The sequence below is a fragment of the Methylophilus sp. Leaf408 genome (assembly GCF_916856905.1).
In the GTDB taxonomy this organism is placed as follows: Bacteria; Pseudomonadota; Gammaproteobacteria; order Burkholderiales; family Methylophilaceae; genus Methylophilus.
On the sequence record NZ_CAKASK010000001.1, the window covers coordinates 1,863,958 to 1,883,539 of the forward strand.

Here is a 19,582-nt window from a genome sequence, read left to right on the forward strand (position 1 = left end):
CTACAGCCTGACAACACGCGAACCAAGCAAGCGGTCATGCAAAAACTGCTGTTCACGATCCAGGATAGCCCACCACAAGGTTAATCCAGCCGGTAACAGTAATATGCTGGCAACCACATACCGCATCACAGCCTGCTGCCATACTAATAATTGCCCTTGCTGATTAACCACTTTCAGTTTCCAAGTCTGGCTGGCCAATGTTTGCCCGCTCACCGTCCAGCAGCGGACAAAGTAAGCACCCATGCTTCCCCACACCATCAGCTGCAATCCCAATCTTTTCCAACCTTGGCTGGCATCGCCAAACACCATGTAATAAATCGCGGTGAGGACCAGCGCTAGCGCCACCATTAAAAGCGATTCATAGACCACTGCCAGATAACGTTTAATCAAGAGTCTCATACTTACCTTCTATAACAAAAACCCCGCAAATGCGGGGCTTGGCAGGGGCAAACCGGATAAAACTTCAACTCCAGTTTCTGTTTATCCCAGCTTACTTTTGATCCCAGCTATCTTCCCACATGCAGTGTTTGATCTTGTGACGGTTGGCAATGATTTCGTCAATGCTTGGTTCGTCGTTCAAGGCACGTTTCAATGCCAGCTTAATCGCTTCGTAGTTGTTTTTGTACAAGTCAGCCTTGTCCAGGTTAGCTTCTTTGGCACAGCCCGGATCGATCCACAATAAAGCAACGATGCACAGGTCATTTACCAGTTCTTTAGGGATAATGCCTTCGATAACCGCATCAGTAATACCATCAGCCACACCCGCTTGCACCACGCCACCGAACAATTCAATGTTCAGTGAGTCTTTCAAAGTGACTTTAGGCACCATCATCGTCGCAGGGCGTACCATCTGGTTAATATCACGCACAGCAAACATGGCGGTATGGCCTTTGGTTTGCGCCATCATGTTGGCAAACGCAGTCCCAACCGGGCCATCAACGGCACCAATCACGATTTCCGGCATCGCCGCAGTTACATCTTTACCTTCGGAAAATACAGTGGCTTCACCAGCTTTTAATACGATCTTTGACATGAGAATTCCTTTTTATGTCTGGGAGTGATAGAAAAACTTAAACCGCAATTATACCAGCTCAAGCTGCATATCGACATGCATGATATTCGCATCCAGATAAGGCTCACTGCAGACCACAAAGCCTGCACGCTCATAAAATTTCACCGCCTGTGTTTGCGCTGACAGGCGGGCATATAACGCTTGCAGATGCCGGCATTCCTGGATGGCCTGTAGCAATAATGCCTCGCCTATGCCTTGCCCTCTCCATTCTGGTAACACCGCCATCCGCCCGATGTGTCCATCTTCCAGTACTCTGGCACAGGCGGCCGGTTGCCCGTCCACCATGACTAAAAAATGCATGGCGGTCGCATCTGATGCATCCCATTCCAGCGCCACCGGCACTTGCTGTTCGTCAATAAACACACGTTTACGGATCATGCGGCATTCGGGCCATAATGCATGTCGCGTATCAAAACGATGAATGATTAATTGAGTGCGTTGTACCGACACATTTCCGCTCCGGATGAAAGTTTGCAATTGTGATAAGCCACAGGCATTATAGGCGCTTTATAAAAAACAGGATTTGAGGAAAAGAAATGTTGTGTCCATTACAAACTGCTGCCGCCAGGATTTTGCTAGCGCTGGTGTTCTTTGGCATTGTGATTTTGAAGTTGATTGCCATTACCTCTGCCCCTGATGGCTATCTGCAATATCAATTTATGCTGGGCCAATTGGGTTTGCCGGCCATATTTGCGCCATTGCTGATTTTTATCCAGCTCGCATTTGGCCTAGCCTTGCTAGTCGGCTTTAAAACGAAAATCAGTGCCAGAGTACTGGGTGTGTTAGCGGCTTTTATGGCCATAGTGTTGAGCCAGGCTTCGCTGGATGCATTTTTTGCCTACATGGGGATTGCCGGTGGCATGTGGTTGCTGAGTCTTTATCCGCAGACCGGGTACAGCCTGGATAACCGCCAGAAATAATACTTCTGGATGTATGGAAAAAGCCGGGGAACCCCGGCTTTTTTTATTTATTCAACCTTGTGATTAACCTTTTATCCGGATACCCAGTTGCTTGAGTTTACGGTACAAATGTGTGCGTTCCAGGCCGGAAATATCAGACAGGCGACTCATGTTGTTTTTAACCAGCCGCATATGGTATTGAAAGTAAAAACGCTCAAACTCATCTCTTGCTTCGCGTAATGGCTGGTCGAGATTCAGAGGCATATGCTGTTCAGCGGATTCTGCAATCTGGCCCTGAAAATCTTTCAACACGCGCTGTACATCTTCCTGTGTAATGCTGTCACCCAGGCTGGTCATCAGCAGGTTCTGTACGACCGATTCCAGCTCATCCAGGTCACCCGGCCAGTCTGCGTTGCGCAGTGCATTTAATGCCGCAACATCAAACGATTTGTAATCGATCTTGCTGGCTTCTACCATCAAGGTAGCCATGGCATTGGCCAGGTCAGGAATGTCTTCTTTATGCTCGTCCAGGCACGGCACTTTCACCGCTGCACCGGCTAACGTCTGCAACAGGGATTGTTCCAGCATGGCTTTTTCAATCAGTTGCGGCAAACCGAACTCGCTGCCACAGATGACTCGCACGCCATATTTTTCTGACTTGGCAATCAGCAAACTCAAACCCTTTTGCTCGGTTTTTCCCAGGCGTGTCACTTCATCGACGAAAACCACGCCTTCGCGCGCCTGCTCTAGGATCTCCATTGGTGCCGAGACCAGTTTGTCATACTCGGTGAGTGAGACCCAAGGCGTGTTTGGTGGACGCAGGAATTTGGCACACAGCGGCACGCTGCCACCTTTTTTGCCGATCAGGAATAAAGTGTTTTTATGGCGGGCCAGTTGTTCCAGGCGTTGCTTGAGCTCCTGGATGACGGCGCTTTTGCCAAAGCTGGAAAGGTTGATTTCTGTATGTGCCAAATGCTCGGTGTGCTTGATGGCGGCACCCACTGTTTTAAGCAACTTTTGTAGCGCAATCGGCTTTTCCAAGAAATCGAACGCACCCAGGCGGGTAGCTTCAATCGCTGTATCAATAGTGCCGTGGCCGGACATCATAATGACCGGCATCGTCAACAACCCTGCATTCGCCCACTCTTTGAGGAGGCTGATACCATCGCAATCCGGCATCCAGATATCCAGCAATACCAGGTCCGGTCGCTGCTTGAGTCTTTCTTCGCGTGCCAATTGGGCATTTTCTGCCAGGCGGACTTGATGACCTTCGTCGCGCAAGATGTCGCTCAACAACTCGCGAATGCCGACTTCGTCATCAACCACCAATATATTCCGTGATGCCATGTCCGTACTTCCTTACACGATGCGCTCTACGCGCCGACGCTGTTGTTGTTTATCTACGGGCAGGTGTATGGTCACGCTGGCGCCCCCCTGTGGCAGATTATCTATACGTATCTGTCCACGTTGTTCTTCTATCATTTTCTTCACAATGGCCAAACCAAGGCCAGTGCCGTGCGATTTGGTGGTGACATAGGGTTCAAACACCCTAGCCATCACATCGGTCGGGAAACCACCGCCATTGTCTGTCAGCGATAATTTTACACGCTCACCGTCGCAATCCGTGAGGATGACCACTTGCGGATGCTCCACCTGGCTCATCGCATCCTGTGCATTTTGCAGCAAATTATGCAAAATCTGCCGCATCATGGTGGCATCAGCCTGCACCTCAGGTAACTGTTGATGCAATACCAACTCCAGCTTAACCGTCGATCCATTGTACAAGCGGCTGACATCCCGGATCAAAGCATTTAAATCCAGTTTAACCAATAACGCTGCTGGTGTCCTTGCATATTCACTAAATTCATTGACCATGTTTTTCATGGCCTGCACCTGATTCACGATAGTATCGGTCGATTTCAGCAGCATCTCGGCATCTTTACTATCCAGCTTATCATGCAGTTTAAACTGCAGGCGTTCAGCAGAAAGCTGTATCGGCGTCAGCGGATTCTTGATCTCATGCGCCAGCCTTCTGGCCACCTCTGCCCAAGCTGCGTCACGCTGAGCCTGCGCCATCACCGTCACATCATCAAACACCACCACCAGTCCATGCCCGGCACCTTCCGGCAAACGTGTGACACGCAACATCAGAATCTGTTTGCCGTGCACATGCTCAATATCGATCTGGCTGGTCATATGCCGCTCATGATGATCCAGCTGTAAAGTCTCATCATAATGGCGCATGACGATTTCTACAAATGGGCTTAAATACAGATTTTCGTTAGCGATTTCGGTAAATACTTTATTTTTGAAACCGACTAACGAAATGCCCAGAATACTGGTCGCGGCGAGGTTGTAGACGCGTAACTCAGCCCGCTCATTAATGGTCATCACACCAGAGCTCAAGTGCGACAGGATTGCTTCAAGGTAGGCGCGTGCAGATTCCACATGCTGTCGGCTTTGTTCAGAAGCGATTTTCGCTTCCTGCAACTGTCGCGTCATGCTGTTAAAAGACTTCACCAGCACACTCAGCTCATCTTTGCCGAATGAAGGCAGTTGCTGCGAAAAGTCGCCGCTGGCAATCAGCCGTGTGCCTTCGGCAAGCACTGTCAGCGGTTGAGCCATGCGCCGGCTCAACGCAAATGCGATAATCAGAGCCCCTAGCATCGAGAGCAAGAGAATCATGGTCAGCGTCAGCATGAAAATATCTTTTAGTGACTGACGGCTATAAGACAAAGTCTGGTACTCGCGGTAAACATCCTGCACCGCTTCCGCAGTATTAGACAGCGCTTTTGGCACCGGCTGCATCAGCTGCAGAATCCGCACTTCCCCGATAATACCTAACGGTTCCACCGGCACCAGCACACGCATGTATAAGCCTTTACCCGGAATAGGCTCGATCTTGCCATACACGCCGCTTCTGGCCTGGCGTAACTGCGGTACTGAAGGCAGTTCTGGCAAGAAACTGCTGGGGTCGGCACTACTCACGGCCAGAATGGCGCCTTGTGGTGTGAGTAAAGCAGCATCCTGAATGCCTGCTTTTTCCCGTAAATCATTCAGTTGCGCATAATTAGACTTGGCAGCTTGCAGAGATAAGGAGACTGTCATGCCCTGCGCTTTATCTTTAAGCTCGGACAGCATGATATCCAGTGCCCGCTGACCAAGATTCAAGCCACCATCCAAGGCAGACTCAACTTTAACGTTGAACCACGACTCAATTGAGCGGCTGAGAAAATTCACTGAAACCAGGTAGACAATCATGCCGGGAATCAAGGCCATCAGCGCAAAAGTGACCAACAACCTGAAATTGAGTTTACTACCAACCTGTTTGGTTTTTGTGGTGCGGTAGAGGTGGCGTAACTGGTAGCCAATCACGCCCAGCAACAAGAGCGCCAGACCAGCATTGATGTAGAGCAGGATGATGTAATAGTCGCCGCTGATGGCCGTGTTGGCACTGGCGAGGGACAACAGGTACAGCAGACCCGCGGCCAGCGAAATCGACAAAATCAGTACATAACGCATAACTTAGCGCAAGGTCTCCTTCACCCACCAGCTAAAGGTAGGCGTAACCAGTTCCCAATCACTCTCGCCAATCGCATCCACTTGCAAGGCTTTTGGCAATTTGCTGGTATCCAGATGCATTTTCAAGGCTGCATGATAAGACTGGTTTTTTTCAAGCGTGGCATGTGGTGCCAAACGCCAATCGTGAATAATGGATAACTCTTGTTTGGCATCAATCAGCGTATCAAATACTTTTTGCTGCTGCGGATAATTGAGGATGTATTGTTTGGTCAGCGCGTGGTAATTCAAGGTGACCTGGCGACGTTCGGTGACCACTTCATCATCAAACCAGTATTTAAGCGGTTTAACGATCTGGAACTCGTACAAAAAGGTTAGGGTGACGCCCTTGCTCAGCGCCTCTTCCAGCGCACGGCCCAGCTGGATATCCATTTCGGCATCCAGCGTCCATAAATCGTCGCGCAATACCAGTTCTGCCACTTTAATATGTGCATGATTACCGCCAGCCAGTACTGACCAGGCAGTGAGCAGCATGCAGACTAGCAATAGCCAGGATTTAATGCTTTTGTAACAACGCATAAAATAATCCGTCATGGGCAGCCACCGGCAATAATTGCCCGGGTGCTGCATGCTCGCACGGCAGGATGGAGGCATCAAACGCCACTGGCAGCCGGATTGCATCATCATGGGAAGTTAAAAATTGCTGAATTTGCATTTCGTTTTCTTGTTGAAACACCGAACATGTCACATAAAGCAATTTACCGCCTTTTGCCAGCATTTGCCACAAATTAGATAAGATTTGCTGCTGTGTGTGTGCAAAAGTCGCCAAATCCTGAGGTCTGCGCAACCATTTCATATCCACATGCCGGCGCACGATGCCGGAAGCACTGCAAGGGACATCTGCCAGGATACGGTCAAACGGTTGCCCGTCAAACCAGTCAGTGCTGGCTGCATCGCCGGTAATGACTTTTGCCTGCAAACCCAGCCGCTGCATATTTTCATTCACACGTTTCAGGCGTTCGTCTTCCACATCCAGCGACACCAAGTCCACATCGCAAAACTCAATAATATGGCAAGTTTTACCGCCCGGGGCACTGCAAGCATCCAGCACCCGCATGCCTGGCCCGACATCCAGCAAAGGCGCTGCCCATTGCGCGCCTGCGTCTTGCACACTGACCCAACCCAGGTCAAATCCGGGCAGCTTATACACAGGTAGCGGCTGATGCAGCTGAATGGCCGTACTGCCTAAATGGGTGACTGAAATTTGTGACTCTTGCAAAGCCTGCAAATAATCTTCTACACTGATTTTTCGCACATTGACGCGTAATGTCATGGGTGGATGCTCATTACCGACTGCGAGCATGGCTTGCCAGTGATCAGGGTATTGCTGTTTGATCAGGTCTATCCACCATTGGGGATAGTTCCAGGTGACCTCTTCTTTTTGCGTGACTACCCGTTGCAATGCTTCACGTTGCCGCAAGAAGTTTCGCAACACGGCATTCACTAAACTTTTGGCCCAGCGCTGACCGGTTTTACCTGCCGCTTCCACTGCCTGGTTCACCACCGTAAAATCATCGTCTTTGCCATGCAATAACTGCGAAAGCGCGACCAGCAATAAAGCTTCTACTCGTGTGTCAGAAACGGGCTTGGGGGTGAGCTTCGCCAGATAGGCGGCTGATTCCGCATAAAAGCGCAAAGTCAGATAGCTGTAATCCTGCGCTGCAGCCTGTTGTTGTGGCGTAGCAGCTTTGACTTTGCGCAATGCTTTTGGCATCGAGACAGTCAGGTTATGGCCAGCCAATACTTCGGCAACGGCATGGGCGGCTATTAGCTGGGCAACTTGCACGGAAATAAACTCGGAGTAAAAACGCTATTTTACTTGATGCAGCTTCTTTCACAGTGAAAACAATGTAAGTAATCAAATATGGACGCAGGCCAATAAAAAAGGCTTTCCTGAGGAAAGCCTTTTAACAACAGCTTTAATTTTATTTTAGTACTGGTTAGCCAGCGACATTAAACGGCGAACGCGCTCTTCTGTTTTGGGATGGGTACTGAACAAACCGGAAAAGTCAGCCCCCGATAACGGGTTGATAATCATCATCTGACCGGTTTCAGGGTGTTGCTCAGCAGTCATGTTAGGAATTTTGTGCGCATAATTATGGATTTTCTCCAATGCACTCGCCAGGGCTTTTGGATCACGGCTGATATCCGCACCCATACGGTCAGCTTCATATTCACGCGAGCGTGATATTGCCATCTGGATCAGGCTGGCGGCCAGCGGCGCCATGATAATCATCAAAATACCCAGCATAGGGTTAGGTCTTTCTTCACCTTCCCTATGACTACCACCAAACAGCATACCGAATTGGGCAATCGCTGAAATCGCACCAGCCACGGTGGCTGACATGGTAGAAATCAGGGTATCGCGGTTTTTCACGTGCGCCAGTTCGTGTGCCATGACGCCGCGCAATTCGCGTTCGCTAAGAATCTGCATAATGCCGGTGGTGGCAGCCACTGCCGCATTTTCCGGGTTACGCCCGGTAGCGAACGCATTTGGCTGGCTTTCGTTAATGACAAATACACGTGGCATCGGCAATTGCGCGCGTTCCGCCAGTTCTTTGACCATCTTGTAATAGTTATTGAACTGGTTGTTTCCGTAATTGTTCTCGGCGTTGATTTCTACGGCACCATACATTTTGAGCACAGCCTGGTCGCTGAACCAGTAAGCATAAAAATTCATGCCACCTGCCAGCAACAAAGCCATCAGCATGCCGCTTTGGCCACCAAAAGCACCGCCCACAGCCACGAACAGGGCTGTAATCGCTGCCATCAGCACAAAGGTTTTAGTCCAATTACCTAACATTCCAAAATTCCTTCATTCCATGATTACTCTTCACCAACATGGGGTCGCTAACAGTTTTTTCAATGCTAAAGATGTCTTATGAAATCACCGTGACATCCGCACATTTTGTATGGATTCATCATATAAAGACACTTATAAAAACCTGTCACCAACATGCACATGCTGCCCCTGCACGAACTGCTGTGCAGCCTGGCGTTTGCCACCCGGCATTTGCAGTTCATGAATCTCCAAGGTTCCATTTCCACAGGCCACTACTAAAGGCTGAACCTGTAAAATGGTGCCTGGCGGTTGCGTTAAATCAAGCTCTGCTGCATGTTGGGCAACTTGCGCAAACCAGAGTTTGCATACCTGATCTTTGAATTTGGCCGTGGCGACCGGAAAAGGATTGAACGCCCGCACCTGCCTCGAAAGCTGAATGGCAGATTGTGTCCAATCGATGGCCGATTCAGATTTTTCAAGTTTGTGCGCATAAGTCACCAGCGATTCATCTTGCACATCTGAAGGCAGTTGGCCGGTGGTTTGCAGCGTATGCATTGCCTCTATCATCAGGCGCGCGCCTTCCCGGCTGATGGCATCATGCAAAGTCTGTGTGGTGTCTTGCTCAGTGATCGGCACGGCCCACTTACTGACCATATTGCCTGCATCCAGCTTGGGCACTACTTCCATAATAGTGACACCGGTTTCACTATCGCCTGCCAGAATAGCGCGATGGATAGGTGCCGCCCCGCGCCAGCGTGGCAGCAGTGAGCCATGAATGTTATAACAGCCACGCTTGGGAATATTGAGGACAGCAGTGGGGATAATCAGGCCATAAGCGGCCACAATCAACACATCGGCATGGGTTGTGGCAATTTGATCCTGCACCTCTGAAGGTTTCAGATTTTCCGGCTGGAATACAGTCAATCCATGTTTTAAAGCCAGTTGCTTGACCGGGCTGGCCTTAAGTTGCATGCCGCGCCCTGAAGGACGATCCGGCTGGGTGAGCACCATGACAATATCATGCCCGGCGTCAATGAGTCCCTGCAAGGCAGGCACGGCAAATTCCGGAGTTCCGGCATAAATAATTCGCATGGTTTAACCCCGTGACTTAATAGCTGTTGCGCTCAATCTCACGCGCATGCTTGATCATTTTGCTGCGAATCCGATTGCGTTTCAGGGGAGAGAGATATTCCACAAACACCTTGCCCTTCAGGTGATCCATTTCGTGCTGGATACATACACTCAGCAAACCATCCGCATCCAGTTTAAAGGTCTTGCCTTGCGCATCTTCTGCTTCCACGGTAATGAATTCCGCGCGCGTAACACTTTCATAAATGCCGGGCACTGACAGGCAACCTTCTTCATAATCCTGATGGCCGGATTCAGCAATAATCCTCGGGTTGACCAGCACCAGCAAATCATTTTTTTCCTTGCTCAGGTCAATCACGATCAACTGGATATGCTGGTCGACCTGGGTGGCAGCCAAACCGATGCCAGGCGCGTCATACATTGTTTCGGCCATATCTGCGACCAGCTTCTGCAAAGCATGATCAAATACCTTTACCGGCTTGGCAACCGTGTGCAAGCGGGGATCAGGATATTGCAAAATAGGGAGGAGTGCCATGCTCTATAAATCTTTCAATCCAAAGTGTTTACGAAACGTTTTAAGGGTCTGTGTTAGCGAGTGGTCAAACTACAGTGACCTTGCACTTCACCGCTATACACTTATTTTGGCGTTTCTTAGATGAATACAAGGCAAAACGCCCGTTTTTTCATCTTGATAATAACTTTAAACCCATGCTAGATTGGTCGACATTGCGCATTAACCCGCGCCATGCATGCTGCATAACGTCAGCACTGCATATTACAGAGACGTCACATGACCAAAATTGTTCAAATTATAACCTCGCTTGCCCTGGCTTGTAGCAGCTTGTACGCTTTTGCAGAGGAAATTACCCTACGTTCGCAACACCCGGACCGCCACGTGGTGGTTAAAGGCGATACTTTATGGGATATTTCTGCCAAGTTCCTCAAGAATCCCTGGCAGTGGCCACAGATATGGCAGATCAACCGTGACCATATCAAAAATCCGCACTGGATCTACCCGGGAGATGTAATCGTGCTGGACACCAGCAGCGGCAAACCGGTACTGAGGTTGATTCGCGAATCTGTCAAACTGGAGCCTGGTGTCATTGTGACACCGATCAAGGCCGATGCTATCCCGACCATACAGCCAAACGCTATACTGCCTTTTTTGACTAAGCCTATGCTGGTTTCCGCAGATGAGCTGAAAAATGCGCCTAGAATTATTGCCGCGGAAGAAGAACGAGAAATCCTGAGCCCCGGTACACATATTTATGTGCAGGGATTGCCACAAACCCCGCAACCGGTCTGGGCCATTTACCGTGAAGGTGAACCGGTTAAGGATCCCGAAAATGGTGAAATCCTAGGTATTGAAGCGCATTATCTCGGTGAAGCCAGTCTGCTACGCCTGGGTCAACCTGCAACCCTGAATATCAGCCAGGTGAAAGAAGAAATCGCCGTTAAAGACAAACTGATCGCTGTTGAAGATGAGTTAACCCAGACATTTATACCGCATGCACCGGAAAACCAGTTGCATGGCCAGATTGCCCGCATCAGCAATGGTATTAACGAAACCGGCTCCGGCCGTGTGGTAGTGCTTAACCGTGGCGCAAACGATGGCCTGGAACGTGGGCACGTGCTGTCTATCCTGCGCAAAGGCGCCAGCATGATAGACCCGGGATCAGATCCTGAACATCCGGTGACCTTGCAATTACCGAATGAGCCAGTCGGGTTGGTGATGGTGTTCAAAACCTTCCCCAAACTGTCTTACGCATTGGTGATGCAAGCTTCTCAACCCGTACATGTGGAAGATATCGTTCAAACACCGTAAGATTCCTACATGGAAAACACTTACATCGAAAACGCAAGCTTGCCCGACGCAAGCTTGAGCAGCTCTTCTCGCGAACAATATGCACCGTGGATAGCGCTTAGCCTGGTTGACGGGCTCGGCAATACCATGCTGTGCCAGCTATTACTGCTGTTGAAATCGCCGGAAGCGATTCTGGCAGCGTCATACGCCGAGCTACGCGACACTGTCAGCAAAGATGTCGCAGAGCGTATCCAGCGTGCGATGGAGCATGCAGATATTGCCAAAGCGCTGGACTGGCTGGAGCAACCTGATAATCACCTGATCACCCTGGCCGACCTGCACTACCCAAGACGTTTACTGGAAACCGACCAGCCACCGCCGCTACTCTATGCCAAAGGCAACTTGCAGATACTCAAACGGCCGGCCATGGCGATTGTGGGGAGCCGGCATGCAACCGCGCAAGGAGAAACCACTGCAGAAAACTTTGCCGAGAGCTTATGCCGCGCGGGCTTAGTCGTAGTTAGCGGACTTGCCCTGGGGATTGATGGCGCTGCCCATCGTGGCGCCTTGAAAGCAGATGGGGCAACCATTGCGGTAGTCGGCACCGGCCTCGATATTGTCTACCCGGCCAAACACAAAGCACTGGCGCATCAGATTGCCCAGCATGGCCTGTTGCTGTCGGAATATGCATTAGGTACGCCTTCGATCAATTACAACTTCCCCAGACGTAATCGTATTATCAGTGGCTTATCTGAAGGCTGCCTGGTGGTTGAAGCAAATGTCGATAGCGGATCCCTGATTACAGCGAAACTGGCGATTGAACAGGGACGTGAAGTATTTGCGATTCCCGGTTCCATCCATTCTCCGGTGTCTAAGGGCTGTCATGCCTTGATTAAACAAGGTGCAAAACTGGTGGAGTCCACCGACGATATCCTCAGTGAGTTACGTCATATCCGCCTGCCAAATGCCAGCCTGGCTGATAGCCCAAACGGGCTAATACCCAATTGGACTAATCTACCCTCTGAAGCAAGCCCTGTATTGGCTTGCATGGGGTTTGACCCTATCTTCGCCGAGCAGATCGCCGCCCGCTCAGGCTTGACGCCCGGAGAAGTTTCCACCATGCTTACACTACTTGAATTAGAAGGTGTAGTCAGCCATCTTGCGAACGGGCAATTCCAGAGACTGGCTTAATCTCACAAGGTAGCGCTAGTATTGAAGTAGCATGTTGAGGAGATATGCATGTTGGAAGTATTGATATTTATTTATCAAAACTATTGGGACAAACATGATGCGTTTGAGTTGAAAGAAACCGACGAAGCCATCATGGCCTATGAATTGTCCCAGGCAGGATTTAATCACCAGGATATTCTGCACGCGGTAGACTGGGTAAAAGATCTGCGCCGCTCGGTTGCGCATCCGCAATATTTGCAGAATCCTTCTGCCCTGCGTATTTTCTGCGAGATGGAACGCGATAAAATTAATGATGAGAGTCTGAACTTTCTCTGTCTATTAGAGAAAAGTGACATCATCAGCGCTTATGAGCGTGACCTGATTATCGACCGCTGCATGGTGTTGCCACAGGAAACCTTAAGCATGGAAGATATCCGCTGGATCACCATGATGGTGCTGTGGGATGAAAGCCGTAAACAGGATTACCTGTTTGTTGAAGATGCGTTATTTAATCCGAAAGGTCTGTCGTTGCAATAACGTAATATTTGGCTACAAAAAAAGCGCGATTTAATCGCGCTTTTTATTTATTCAGGCCCAACTTAAAGTTGCCGGATAATCTGCCCAATAATGCCCGCCTGGTTCAAGGTATAAAAATGCATTTTATCCACTCCCGCCTGGGAAAGCTTGGCGCAAATATCAGTCACCACATCAACGCCGAAGGCGCGTAATGAAGCGATATCATCGCCATAAGCCTCAAGGCGCAATCGTAACCAGCGTGGAATTTCAGCGCCACACACATTAGAAAAACGCGCTAACTGTGTGTAGTTATAAATTGGCATCACGCCTGGAATGATAGGGGCTGTAATACCCTGCTTGTGCGCCAACTCAACAAAGCGGAAATAAGCATCCACATTGTAGAAATATTGCGTAATGGCTGAATCAGCACCGGCATCAATTTTACGTTTGAAATTATCCAGGTCTTTTTGAGCAGAGCTCGCTTCAGGATGGAATTCAGGATAGGCCGCGACTTCGAGGTGAAACCAGTCAGCCGTTTCGGCACGGATAAAACTCACCAGTTCATTCGCATATTTAAAGTCGCCAGCACTCACCTCACCGGAAGGAATATCTCCACGCAAAGTGACCAGGCGTTTAATGCCTTTGGATTGATACGTCTGTAACAACTCGCGAATTTCCTCTTTGCTGGAAGAAATACAGGAAATGTGTGGTGCGGCGCCATAGCCCTCTGCCTGAATTTCCAGCACGGTCTCCATAGTGCGGTCACGGGTTGAACCACCCGCACCAAACGTCACCGAGAAGAATTCAGGGGAAAATTTAGCTAATTCCGCGCGCGCGAGACGCAAGTTAGTCATTCCCTCCGCCGTTTTTGGCGGAAAAAACTCAAAGCTGAAAGAAGTTTTATTATTCACGTGTTTAATCTTTATTTATGGCAAGCCCGCACTCACAAAAATGGATACGGAAACCAGCCTTCTTAGCCAGTTAATCACTATCAGGGATAATCGAACTGAGCACCCCGGAAATCAAACTGTAGACCAAGGCACCAATTACACCAATCAGGATGGAGCTGACCGAAAATCCTTGCAGATAATTGCCGACCAGCCAGAACAGCACCCCGTTAATCACCAGAATAAACAAGCCCAGCGTTAACAAAGTAATCGGCAAGGTAAGCAGCACCAGCAACGGTTTAATCAATATATTGACCAGTCCAATCACCAAAGCAGCTATTAGTGCAGCTGTAAAATTCGCCACATGGATGCCAGGCACCAGGTAAGCCACCGCCATTAACGCCAATGCGTTCAATACCCACACAATCAGCAACTTAAACATTTCACTCCCCTGTCGTCATTAGATTGAGGAAGAGTGTACACCGAAACCTCGGCCAGGACACCTGACTGAGGTTGCGGCTTAAGTATGGAAGCTTAGTATCTGTAGTGATCAGGCTTGTAAGGACCACTCTTGCTCACGCCGATATAGGCCGCTTGCGCATCGGTAAGTACAGTTAGCTGTGCATTGAGTTTTTTCAATTGCAGGATAGCCACTTTTTCATCCAGATGTTTAGGCAAGGTATACACGCCTACCGGATAGTTGCTGGTTTGCGTGAACAACTCGATTTGCGCAATGGTCTGGTTGGCAAAGCTGGAGCTCATGACATAGCTAGGGTGTCCGGTTCCGCAACCCAGGTTTACCAGACGGCCTTTAGCCAGCAGGATGATGCGCTTGCCATCCGGGAAAATCACATGGTCGACTTGCGGCTTGATTTCGTCCCATTGGTATTTCTCAATACCGGCCACGTCGATTTCATTATCAAAGTGACCGATGTTGCAGACAATCGCCTGGTCTTTCATTTTCGCCATATGGTCGTGGGTGATCACGTGGTAGTTACCGGTCGCGGTCACGAAAATATCGCCGTGTTCAGCGGCATAATCCATAGTGACCACACGGTAACCTTCCATCGCTGCCTGTAAGGCGCAGATCGGGTCAATTTCAGTCACCCAAACTTGTGCAGACAAAGCACGCAGCGCTTGCGCAGAACCTTTACCCACATCACCATAACCAGCCACGATAGCGATCTTGCCTGCAATCATCACATCGGTTGCACGCTTGATACCATCTACCAATGATTCACGGCAGCCGTAAAGGTTATCAAATTTAGATTTGGTCACCGAATCATTGACGTTAATTGCTGGGAAAGCCAGTTTGCCGTCTTTATGCATCTGGTACAGGCGGTGTACACCAGTAGTAGTTTCTTCAGTTACACCCTTGATTTCTTTGAGGCGAACGGAATACCAGGTCGGGTCTGTCTTCAGTTTGGCTTTAATCGCATTAAACAAGCAGACTTCTTCTTCAGAAGTTGGGTTGCCCACCACGGATAAATCTTTTTCTGCACGTGCGCCCAGGTGCAACAGCAAAGTCGCATCACCGCCGTCATCCAGAATCATGTTGGAGTAACCACCGTCAGCCCACTCAAAAATGCGGTGGGTATAATCCCAGTATTCTTCCAGCGTTTCGCCTTTCACGGCAAACACAGCGGTGCCAGTGGCAGCAATCGCAGCCGCCGCATGATCTTGGGTAGAGAAAATATTGCAGGAAGCCCAGCGCACTTCAGCGCCGAGATCCTTCAGTGTTTCGATCAGCACTGCGGTCTGGATGGTCATATGCAAAGAACCGGTAATGCGTGCGCCACGTAACGGTTGCACAGCGGCATATTCTTCGCGAATAGCCATCAAGCCCGGCATTTCGGTTTCGGCAATGGCAATTTCCTTACGGCCCCAGCCAGCCAGGTTCATATCGGCGACAATGTAATCTTTGAAATCAGCTACAGTATTCATGTTTGAAGTCCTAAAAAAATGAAAACTGAGCAGGGAAGGTTCTTAGAACCGGTGGAAACGTTTTGTTCACCTTTTTTCCGTGCTCGCACAGTGAAAAGTGAACGCAGTTGAGAAGCTTCGCAGCTATCACTCTGAGCCTGGGAGTATGAAACTCTCGCAGCGTTCCTCAGAAGGCGTGATTATACGCCAACCGCCATATTTTACAAAAGACCACCTTTTTTCATTATCAAAACAACTGCGCAATTACGCTTCAAATGTTTGTTTGGCCGTTTTATATATACCAGTCATGCGCATGATTGTAAATTGAGACCAATAGACCGCTTTTCTTAATAAAATCATTTACCTGTCACCATGGCATGATGTGTCAACTGCAGTATTTATAGTCACTCAACCATTACGGAAAGGCGGGAAATTATGTCAATGTATCAGGTCATGGACGAAGAGAATCATTGCATCGCGACCTTTTATCACTTTCAGGAGGCTGTGGTGACCGCGCAAGACTTCACAGTCTGGGATGACGAGCATTACTACCATGTTGAAGAACTGGATTTGCAAGTTGTTTAACTAAACAACTGCCAAATAAAAAGCGCCGATGAGGCGCTTTTTATTTGGCTATATGAGCAACTGACTTTCCACTATACCGGCATGTGGGTTATGGCAATGTTTTCATGGCGACGGTCAGTTCTGCTGCTTTTTCTGCATCCAGCTGGTTAAGCGTCTCTACACTTGCCAATGCTTCGCTGTGTTTGCCATTGGCTTCAGCAATCAGGCCAAGATAATAGAAAGCCTGGCTATGCTGGTCGTTCATGCTCACGACACGGTGCAAATGTTGCTCAGCGAGCGTTAGATCACGTGTTTCGTACTCTGCAGCTGCCAGGTAAAACCAGGCTTCTGTATTGGCAGGCTCTTGTTTCACCCATTCAGCCGCTACTGTTTTCAAGCCGTTCCAGTCTTTATGCAGGTAAGGAAACACCACTTTCATAAAGCTAGGCCATTGCGCTGCCGGTTTACCCCAGAATGGCAGCTCGCTTTTCACTAATATAGGTCCCGCAGGTTTAGTTAACAATGCTTGCACCCAGTCAATCGACATATAGTAATAATACGCATCTTTGCCAGGGCTTTTCAGTGTGATCAAGCCTACCAGTGTGCCGGACTCATCAAACAAACCACCGCCGCTTGCACCTTGTTTAAAAGTGCTGGTAGCACGCACAATCACTGAGTCATCCATGGTGAATAAACCTTTCACCACACCTTTGGTAGTGACAGGTGCTGGCACAAAACTTGGGTAGCCAATGGTGAATACCGGTTGCTCATATTTCAATTCACGGCTGGATTTCATGGCGACTGGTGTGAGAGGCAGGTCATCCATTTGCAGCATGCAAACATCATGCTCCCAGTCTGGCTTGACGCCCACTGCATGATAAACCGCACCACCACTTAACACGCTGATACTGCTTGCGTTAGCGACCACATGACAGTTAGTCACCACTTGATTGTCGGCAACCACAACTCCTGAACCCAAGCCAAACTGACCATTGGTCAATCCCACTTGAATGCGCAGTACCCGACTGTTTAACGACTGCATTAACGCGTCAGAAGGTTCTGCCATCAACGGTGCGGCAAAGCACCCTACCAGTAAACCAATCAAAAACTTTGTCATGTAATGCTCCAATCTGTTACCGCAAGTTGGTGTATCGTTGGAAAGCCTTTAATTACATTTCAGCAAGATGCATTCCAACCCAACGCGCACACAAATCGAGCACTATTTAAATGGTAAAATAATCAAATAAAGTTATTAATAATCAAATAGTTAAATAGATAAATATTTACGGATGAAGAGATTCAATATCAGAGATTTACTCAAAAACGACTATATGCCTGAGGCCTGCAATCCCGCTAACGCACCATTAAAGTGCACTAAAAAGGTGTATGCACAGACATCGCTCAAAACATCATGAAGCGAAAACGAATTGAGTATAGGAGAGAAATATTTGCCTCATGCGGGCAAGTGAAATAGATGGAATGCGTTAACGCATACACGGATCAATGATTAGCAATAAAAACGCGGTTTCGGCCTTGTTGCTTGGCAGAATACAAGGCAGCATCAGCCATGCGCATCATATGTGACAAACCTTGCTGGTCATTCAGCTGTGAGGTCGAAACCAGGCCAAATGAAGCGGTGTAATGGATTTTTTCGCCATTTTCAATCAAGACGCTATGGTCGATTTCTGAGCGCAGACGCTCAATCACGCGCGTAGCTTCATGTAGATCTGTCATCGGCATCAGGATACCGAACTCTTCACCACCCAGCCTGCCGACCATATCGCTGGTGCGCAGCGCATTCACACACCGCAGGCAAAAATTCTGCAACACCACATCACCGGCATAATGGCCGTATTTGTCATTTATTTTTTTGAAATGATCAATATCCACCATCGCGAACGAAAATGGGGCTTCGTAACGCTGACTGCGTCTGATTTCGGATTCCAGCTCATGCATGAAATGCCGGCGATTGGCGATGCCGGTTAAAAAATCGGTAAATGCAAATTTGTCTGCCTCGATATGCAAGCGGTAGATGCGCGACACAACAAATACACTGACCAGCAAAAATAGGGATAGTAATAACCCGGCGTATATCAAACCCGCCTTGGTATGCCGCTGCAGCCGTTGTTGGCTTTCATTCACATATTGAGTGGCACGCTGATTAGCAAAGCCAAGGATGGACTCATTCAACCTGGCCACTTCTGCAAAGCGGCTAGTCCAGTCAGTTTCAATCAAGCGGTTGGCTTCAGAAAATTTGGCATCTTCCAGTTTTTGCAAAATCTGGTCGCGTACCTGGTTGAGTGCCTGCCATTTTTGACGGAGATTGATGACTTGTTGCGGGTCACCGGAATAGCTGTGCTGCATCACGGCAATCTTCTCTTCCGCCAACCGCTCGTGCTTTTCGATAAACGTGATAGTGGCAGCCACATCACTCGCATCCGCCTTGATCAGCGTTGCATATAACAAGCTACTGCGGATTTGATATAAAGCGGCTTTAAGTTCAAGCGCCGCATTAGAAACCGCAAACGGCTTTTCGTAAAGATTGCGCGTGGTCTGGTGCATTTCGCGCATGCTGGAAAAATAAATCCACAGAAACAATAAAGCACCAATAAAAGCAATGAGGAACCCTGAAACAAGGATATACAACACCGCTTTTTTGCGCTGTGTTTTCATGACCTAAGCGAATGAAAATATAAACATGCGTAACGCCTCCAGGCAAGGCTTCATGCGCTAATCAATTTCGTGATTAATGCCCACTCCCTGGGATCGACTGGCGTAATCGACAATCGGTTCCCTTTTTGCAATATTCTCATATTAGAAAGCTCGGGGATTTCGCGTAATTCTTTCAGGCTCAGCAAGCGGGTTTTACGCACCAGCTTCACATCCACATTGACCCAACGCGGGTTTTCCGGAGTAGATTTAGGGTCAAAATACTTGTGCCCTTTTACAAACTGGAACTTGTCCGGATAAGCCAGCGTACTCACTTCACAGATGCCGGCAATGCCAGGCACCTCACAATTAGAGTGGTAAAACAATACGCCATCACCGACCTTCATCTGGTCTCGCATGAAGTTACGCGCCTGGTAATTGCGCACCCCATACCAGTCAACGCTCTGGTTTGGGAACCCCGCCAAATCATCAATAGAAACATCCGAGGGTTCGGACTTCATCAGCCAGTAACGTGCCATTGCTTAAAACCTTCTTCTAAATGTGCAAAATGCCAGTATCATAAACCCTAGTATCATAAACCCCAACGCTCACAAACCGAAAGCTACTCCACTCCCAAAGAGTGACCAC

The 19,582-nt window shown here is 48.9% G+C and carries 21 protein-coding genes and 1 riboswitch; of the genes, 5 read left to right on the forward strand and 16 right to left on the reverse strand.

From position 1 onward, the window contains the following. The 3 genes from LPA26_RS08790 to LPA26_RS08800 form a co-directional block, all read right to left on the reverse strand. The gene (locus tag LPA26_RS08790; RefSeq protein WP_229008013.1) at positions 1 to 399 is read right to left on the reverse strand and encodes an RDD family protein; all 399 of its coding nucleotides are present in this window, start codon (positions 397 to 399) and stop codon (positions 1 to 3) included. Positions 400 to 490: 91 nt separating this feature from the next. Continuing rightward, on the reverse strand, positions 491 to 1,033 hold the full coding sequence (gene fae / locus LPA26_RS08795; protein ID WP_055830150.1) for a formaldehyde-activating enzyme: 543 nt from the start codon (positions 1,031 to 1,033) through the stop codon (positions 491 to 493). 48 nt (positions 1,034 to 1,081) lie between these two features. Next, a complete protein-coding gene (locus tag LPA26_RS08800) occupies positions 1,082 to 1,522 on the reverse strand; it encodes a GNAT family N-acetyltransferase (protein WP_229008014.1) in 441 nt (146 codons plus the stop codon). Positions 1,523 to 1,608: 86 nt separating this feature from the next. On the opposite strand from LPA26_RS08800, the gene LPA26_RS08805 reads away from it, so the two are divergent. Beyond that, positions 1,609 to 1,992 (forward strand): DoxX family membrane protein, encoded by a 384-nt coding sequence (locus LPA26_RS08805; protein WP_229008015.1) that lies wholly within the window; start codon positions 1,609 to 1,611, stop codon positions 1,990 to 1,992. A 63-nt stretch (positions 1,993 to 2,055) separates the two neighbouring features. Here the strand turns inward: LPA26_RS08805 and LPA26_RS08810 are convergent, their stop codons facing one another. The 7 genes from LPA26_RS08810 to def form a co-directional block, all read right to left on the reverse strand. Further along, entirely contained in the window at positions 2,056 to 3,318 is a 1,263-nt protein-coding gene (locus tag LPA26_RS08810) for a sigma-54 dependent transcriptional regulator (protein ID WP_055830155.1), read from the reverse strand. A 12-nt stretch (positions 3,319 to 3,330) separates the two neighbouring features. Continuing rightward, a complete protein-coding gene (locus LPA26_RS08815; RefSeq protein WP_055830157.1) occupies positions 3,331 to 5,493 on the reverse strand; it encodes an ATP-binding protein in 2,163 nt (720 codons plus the stop codon). A gap of 3 nt (positions 5,494 to 5,496) precedes the next feature. Beyond that, complete coding sequence (locus LPA26_RS08820; protein WP_055830875.1) at positions 5,497 to 6,069, reverse strand: DUF4390 domain-containing protein; 573 nt, start codon at positions 6,067 to 6,069, stop codon at positions 5,497 to 5,499. After that, positions 6,047 to 7,336, reverse strand: a complete 1,290-nt coding sequence (gene rsmB, locus LPA26_RS08825) for a 16S rRNA (cytosine(967)-C(5))-methyltransferase RsmB (protein ID WP_229008016.1) — start codon at positions 7,334 to 7,336, stop codon at positions 6,047 to 6,049. The genes LPA26_RS08820 and rsmB overlap by 23 nt, the downstream gene beginning before the upstream one ends. A 144-nt stretch (positions 7,337 to 7,480) precedes the next feature. Beyond that, positions 7,481 to 8,353, reverse strand: a complete 873-nt coding sequence (gene htpX / locus LPA26_RS08830; protein WP_229008017.1) for a zinc metalloprotease HtpX — start codon at positions 8,351 to 8,353, stop codon at positions 7,481 to 7,483. 132 nt (positions 8,354 to 8,485) lie between these two features. Next, positions 8,486 to 9,424 (reverse strand): methionyl-tRNA formyltransferase, encoded by a 939-nt coding sequence (fmt, locus tag LPA26_RS08835; RefSeq protein ID WP_229008018.1) that lies wholly within the window; start codon positions 9,422 to 9,424, stop codon positions 8,486 to 8,488. 16 nt (positions 9,425 to 9,440) lie between these two features. Then, positions 9,441 to 9,956, reverse strand: coding sequence for a peptide deformylase (gene def / locus LPA26_RS08840; RefSeq protein ID WP_055830166.1), 516 nt, complete (start codon positions 9,954 to 9,956; stop codon positions 9,441 to 9,443). Between the two features lie 255 nt (positions 9,957 to 10,211). On the opposite strand from def, the gene LPA26_RS08845 reads away from it, so the two are divergent. The 3 genes from LPA26_RS08845 to LPA26_RS08855 are packed head-to-tail and all read left to right on the forward strand — an operon-like array spanning position 10,212 to position 12,932. Beyond that, entirely contained in the window at positions 10,212 to 11,246 is a 1,035-nt protein-coding gene (locus LPA26_RS08845) for a LysM peptidoglycan-binding domain-containing protein (RefSeq protein ID WP_229008019.1), read from the forward strand. Positions 11,247 to 11,255: 9 nt separating this feature from the next. Beyond that, on the forward strand, positions 11,256 to 12,416 hold the full coding sequence (gene dprA, locus LPA26_RS08850; protein WP_055830170.1) for a DNA-processing protein DprA: 1,161 nt from the start codon (positions 11,256 to 11,258) through the stop codon (positions 12,414 to 12,416). Positions 12,417 to 12,464: 48 nt separating this feature from the next. After that, positions 12,465 to 12,932, forward strand: coding sequence for a DUF494 family protein (locus LPA26_RS08855; RefSeq protein WP_055830173.1), 468 nt, complete (start codon positions 12,465 to 12,467; stop codon positions 12,930 to 12,932). Between the two features lie 62 nt (positions 12,933 to 12,994). Here LPA26_RS08855 and metF read toward each other — a convergent pair whose 3' ends face one another. From metF to ahcY, 3 genes are all read right to left on the reverse strand, one after another. Next, positions 12,995 to 13,822: a methylenetetrahydrofolate reductase [NAD(P)H] gene (gene metF / locus LPA26_RS08860; protein WP_255659138.1), complete on the reverse strand. Its 828-nt coding sequence runs from the start codon at positions 13,820 to 13,822 to the stop codon at positions 12,995 to 12,997. Positions 13,823 to 13,892: 70 nt separating this feature from the next. Then, the gene (locus LPA26_RS08865) at positions 13,893 to 14,240 is read right to left on the reverse strand and encodes a phage holin family protein (protein WP_055830177.1); all 348 of its coding nucleotides are present in this window, start codon (positions 14,238 to 14,240) and stop codon (positions 13,893 to 13,895) included. A gap of 92 nt (positions 14,241 to 14,332) precedes the next feature. Further along, positions 14,333 to 15,742, reverse strand: a complete 1,410-nt coding sequence (ahcY, locus tag LPA26_RS08870; RefSeq protein WP_055830179.1) for an adenosylhomocysteinase — start codon at positions 15,740 to 15,742, stop codon at positions 14,333 to 14,335. Positions 15,743 to 15,834: 92 nt separating this feature from the next. Then, positions 15,835 to 15,916, reverse strand: a riboswitch (S-adenosyl-L-homocysteine riboswitch). Between the two features lie 240 nt (positions 15,917 to 16,156). Here ahcY and LPA26_RS08875 point away from each other — a divergent pair. Further along, the gene (locus LPA26_RS08875) at positions 16,157 to 16,306 is read left to right on the forward strand and encodes a hypothetical protein (protein WP_156376475.1); all 150 of its coding nucleotides are present in this window, start codon (positions 16,157 to 16,159) and stop codon (positions 16,304 to 16,306) included. 88 nt (positions 16,307 to 16,394) lie between these two features. Here the strand turns inward: LPA26_RS08875 and LPA26_RS08880 are convergent, their stop codons facing one another. From LPA26_RS08880 to LPA26_RS08890, 3 genes are all read right to left on the reverse strand, one after another. Continuing rightward, on the reverse strand, positions 16,395 to 17,402 hold the full coding sequence (locus tag LPA26_RS08880; protein WP_229008021.1) for a serine protease: 1,008 nt from the start codon (positions 17,400 to 17,402) through the stop codon (positions 16,395 to 16,397). Positions 17,403 to 17,785: 383 nt separating this feature from the next. Next, positions 17,786 to 18,958, reverse strand: coding sequence for a diguanylate cyclase (locus LPA26_RS08885; protein ID WP_229008022.1), 1,173 nt, complete (start codon positions 18,956 to 18,958; stop codon positions 17,786 to 17,788). A 50-nt stretch (positions 18,959 to 19,008) separates the two neighbouring features. After that, positions 19,009 to 19,473, reverse strand: a complete 465-nt coding sequence (locus LPA26_RS08890) for an EVE domain-containing protein (protein ID WP_055830183.1) — start codon at positions 19,471 to 19,473, stop codon at positions 19,009 to 19,011. Positions 19,474 to 19,582: the final 109 nt, after the last annotated feature.

Excerpts from the sequence above, each read along its gene's own strand:
- LPA26_RS08790 (WP_229008013.1), bottom strand. The coding sequence starts at position 399 with ATGAGACTCTTGATTAAACGTTATCTGGCAGTGGTCTATGAATCGCTT.
- fae (WP_055830150.1), bottom strand. The coding sequence starts at position 1,033 with ATGTCAAAGATCGTATTAAAAGCTGGTGAAGCCACTGTATTTTCCGAA.
- LPA26_RS08805 (WP_229008015.1), top strand. The coding sequence starts at position 1,609 with ATGTTGTGTCCATTACAAACTGCTGCCGCCAGGATTTTGCTAGCGCTG.
- LPA26_RS08810 (WP_055830155.1), bottom strand. The coding sequence starts at position 3,318 with ATGGCATCACGGAATATATTGGTGGTTGATGACGAAGTCGGCATTCGC.
- LPA26_RS08815 (WP_055830157.1), bottom strand. The coding sequence starts at position 5,493 with ATGCGTTATGTACTGATTTTGTCGATTTCGCTGGCCGCGGGTCTGCTG.
- LPA26_RS08820 (WP_055830875.1), bottom strand. The coding sequence starts at position 6,069 with ATGCGTTGTTACAAAAGCATTAAATCCTGGCTATTGCTAGTCTGCATG.
- htpX (WP_229008017.1), bottom strand. The coding sequence starts at position 8,353 with ATGTTAGGTAATTGGACTAAAACCTTTGTGCTGATGGCAGCGATTACA.
- fmt (WP_229008018.1), bottom strand. The coding sequence starts at position 9,424 with ATGCGAATTATTTATGCCGGAACTCCGGAATTTGCCGTGCCTGCCTTG.
- def (WP_055830166.1), bottom strand. The coding sequence starts at position 9,956 with ATGGCACTCCTCCCTATTTTGCAATATCCTGATCCCCGCTTGCACACG.
- LPA26_RS08845 (WP_229008019.1), top strand. The coding sequence starts at position 10,212 with ATGACCAAAATTGTTCAAATTATAACCTCGCTTGCCCTGGCTTGTAGC.
- dprA (WP_055830170.1), top strand. The coding sequence starts at position 11,256 with ATGGAAAACACTTACATCGAAAACGCAAGCTTGCCCGACGCAAGCTTG.
- LPA26_RS08855 (WP_055830173.1), top strand. The coding sequence starts at position 12,465 with ATGTTGGAAGTATTGATATTTATTTATCAAAACTATTGGGACAAACAT.
- LPA26_RS08865 (WP_055830177.1), bottom strand. The coding sequence starts at position 14,240 with ATGTTTAAGTTGCTGATTGTGTGGGTATTGAACGCATTGGCGTTAATG.
- ahcY (WP_055830179.1), bottom strand. The coding sequence starts at position 15,742 with ATGAATACTGTAGCTGATTTCAAAGATTACATTGTCGCCGATATGAAC.
- LPA26_RS08875 (WP_156376475.1), top strand. The coding sequence starts at position 16,157 with ATGTCAATGTATCAGGTCATGGACGAAGAGAATCATTGCATCGCGACC.
- LPA26_RS08880 (WP_229008021.1), bottom strand. The coding sequence starts at position 17,402 with ATGACAAAGTTTTTGATTGGTTTACTGGTAGGGTGCTTTGCCGCACCG.
- LPA26_RS08885 (WP_229008022.1), bottom strand. The coding sequence starts at position 18,958 with ATGAAAACACAGCGCAAAAAAGCGGTGTTGTATATCCTTGTTTCAGGG.
- LPA26_RS08890 (WP_055830183.1), bottom strand. The coding sequence starts at position 19,473 with ATGGCACGTTACTGGCTGATGAAGTCCGAACCCTCGGATGTTTCTATT.